This is a genomic window from Tenacibaculum sp. MAR_2010_89 (genome assembly GCF_900105985.1).
Lineage (GTDB): Bacteria > Bacteroidota > Bacteroidia > Flavobacteriales > Flavobacteriaceae > Polaribacter > Polaribacter halocynthiae.
This window is the reverse complement of the sequence record NZ_FNUB01000004.1, coordinates 27,501-30,000: the sequence shown is the minus strand read 5'-3', so window position 1 is coordinate 30,000 and position 2,500 is coordinate 27,501. Positions and strand designations below refer to the sequence as shown.

Below are 2,500 nucleotides of genomic sequence, written 5' to 3'. Positions count from 1 at the left end.
TTGATTGAGAGATATCAAGTGTTAAGGTTAACAAAGTTCATTGAAAATATTGAAATTGACAGCGTAATTAAAGAGTAGAATTACCACAGTCTAATTAGTTAGATTAAAAAAATTCTTTTGAAACTTATTCATTAATAATATTAAAGATTATACAATGAAGAGTTTGATCCTGGCTCAGGATGAACGCTAGCGGCAGGCTTAACACATGCAAGTCGAGGGGTAACAGGGGAGCTTGCTTCCGCTGACGACCGGCGAACGGGTGCGTAACGCGTATAGAATCTGCCTTGTACAGGAGGATAGCCTTTAGAAATGAAGATTAATACTCCATAATATTGAGAAGTGGCATCGCTTTTTAATTAAACATTTATGGGTACAAGATGACTATGCGTCCTATTAGCTAGATGGTAAGGTAACGGCTTACCATGGCAACGATAGGTAGGGGGTCTGAGAGGATTATCCCCCACACTGGTACTGAGACACGGACCAGACTCCTACGGGAGGCAGCAGTGAGGAATATTGGTCAATGGAGGCAACTCTGAACCAGCCATGCCGCGTGCAGGATGACTGCCCTATGGGTTGTAAACTGCTTTTATACAGGAAGAAACAGTCGTACGTGTACGGCCTTGACGGTACTGTAAGAATAAGCACCGGCTAACTCCGTGCCAGCAGCCGCGGTAATACGGAGGGTGCAAGCGTTATCCGGAATCATTGGGTTTAAAGGGTCCGCAGGCGGTCAATTAAGTCAGAGGTGAAATCCCATAGCTTAACTATGGAACTGCCTTTGATACTGGTTGACTTGAGTTATACGGAAGTAGATAGAATGTGTAGTGTAGCGGTGAAATGCATAGATATTACACAGAATACCGATTGCGAAGGCAGTCTACTACGTATATACTGACGCTCATGGACGAAAGCGTGGGGAGCGAACAGGATTAGATACCCTGGTAGTCCACGCCGTAAACGATGGACACTAGTTGTTGGGATTTATCTCAGTGACTAAGCGAAAGTGATAAGTGTCCCACCTGGGGAGTACGATCGCAAGATTGAAACTCAAAGGAATTGACGGGGGCCCGCACAAGCGGTGGAGCATGTGGTTTAATTCGATGATACGCGAGGAACCTTACCAGGGCTTAAATGTGGTCTGACAGCTTTAGAGATAGAGTTTTCTTCGGACAGATCACAAGGTGCTGCATGGTTGTCGTCAGCTCGTGCCGTGAGGTGTCAGGTTAAGTCCTATAACGAGCGCAACCCCTATCGTTAGTTGCTAACAAGTAAAGTTGAGGACTCTAGCGAGACTGCCGGTGCAAACCGTGAGGAAGGTGGGGATGACGTCAAATCATCACGGCCCTTACGTCCTGGGCTACACACGTGCTACAATGGTATGGACAATGAGCAGCCACTATGCGAATAGGAGCGAATCTATAAACCATATCACAGTTCGGATCGGAGTCTGCAACTCGACTCCGTGAAGCTGGAATCGCTAGTAATCGGATATCAGCCATGATCCGGTGAATACGTTCCCGGGCCTTGTACACACCGCCCGTCAAGCCATGGAAGCTGGGGGTGCCTGAAGTCGGTTACCGCAAGGAACTGCCTAGGGTAAAACTGGTAACTAGGGCTAAGTCGTAACAAGGTAGCCGTACCGGAAGGTGCGGCTGGAACACCTCCTTTCTAGAGAAAGATGGTGAGTTACAAAAGAGGTACATTTTGCTCTTTGCTGTTAATTTTAAAACACACTAATATATAGCTATTATAGTCTCGTAGCTCAGCTGGTTAGAGCGCTACACTGATAATGTAGAGGTCGGCAGTTCGAGTCTGCCCGGGACTACAAATAAAGAAGTATATATTAGGAAGGAAATTCTGGAAGTTAGAGAATTCAACATTCATAATTGAGGATTCATATTCTGAATTTCATAATGGGGATTAGCTCAGCTGGCTAGAGCGCTTGCCTTGCACGCAAGAGGTCATCGGTTCGACTCCGATATTCTCCACCATTAGACTATAGGTCTAAAAACGTTCATTGACATATTGGTAAAATGATATCGTAAAGAATCAAGATAGAGAAGTTAGATTACGATCTAACAACAATATTTTTATAAAAATAAAGAATTATAAAGAGCTCGTTGTAGTAGAGATACTGCAGCAAAAAGTACAATAAGCTAAATAAGGGCGTATGGCGGATGCCTAGGCTTTCAGAGGCGATGAAGGACGCGATAAGCTGCGATAAGTTACGGGGAGTGGCACACACATTATGATCCGTAAATTTCCGAATGGGGCAACCCGGCATGTTGAAGACATGTCACCTATTTATAGGAGCAAACCCGGAGAACTGAAACATCTAAGTACCCGGAGGAAGAGAAAACAATAGTGATTCCGTTAGTAGCGGCGAGCGAACGCGGATTAGCCCAAACCAATGCTGTTACGGCAGTATTGGGGTTGTAGGGCTGCGACATTAGAGTCTAAGTGAACTAGAATCGTTTGGAAAGACGAACCAAAGAGA

At 45.1% G+C, this 2,500-nt stretch carries 2 tRNA genes and 2 rRNA genes (1 of these 4 running past the window's edge); all 4 read left to right on the top strand.

Going from position 1 to position 2,500, the window contains the following annotated elements:
* The first annotated feature begins 151 nt into the window (after positions 1–151).
* Positions 152–1,671: ribosomal RNA gene (locus BLV71_RS00930) — 16S ribosomal RNA — on the top strand.
* A gap of 83 nt (positions 1,672–1,754) precedes the next feature.
* Positions 1,755–1,828: transfer RNA gene (locus BLV71_RS00925), tRNA-Ile, on the top strand.
* A 90-nt stretch (positions 1,829–1,918) separates the two neighbouring features.
* Positions 1,919–1,994 (top strand) — tRNA-Ala (locus tag BLV71_RS00920).
* Positions 1,995–2,152: 158 nt separating this feature from the next.
* Positions 2,153–2,500, top strand: a 23S ribosomal RNA gene (locus BLV71_RS00915); it runs 2,533 nt beyond the window's last position.
* The 16S and 23S rRNA genes sit together here with 2 tRNA genes alongside, the layout of an rRNA operon.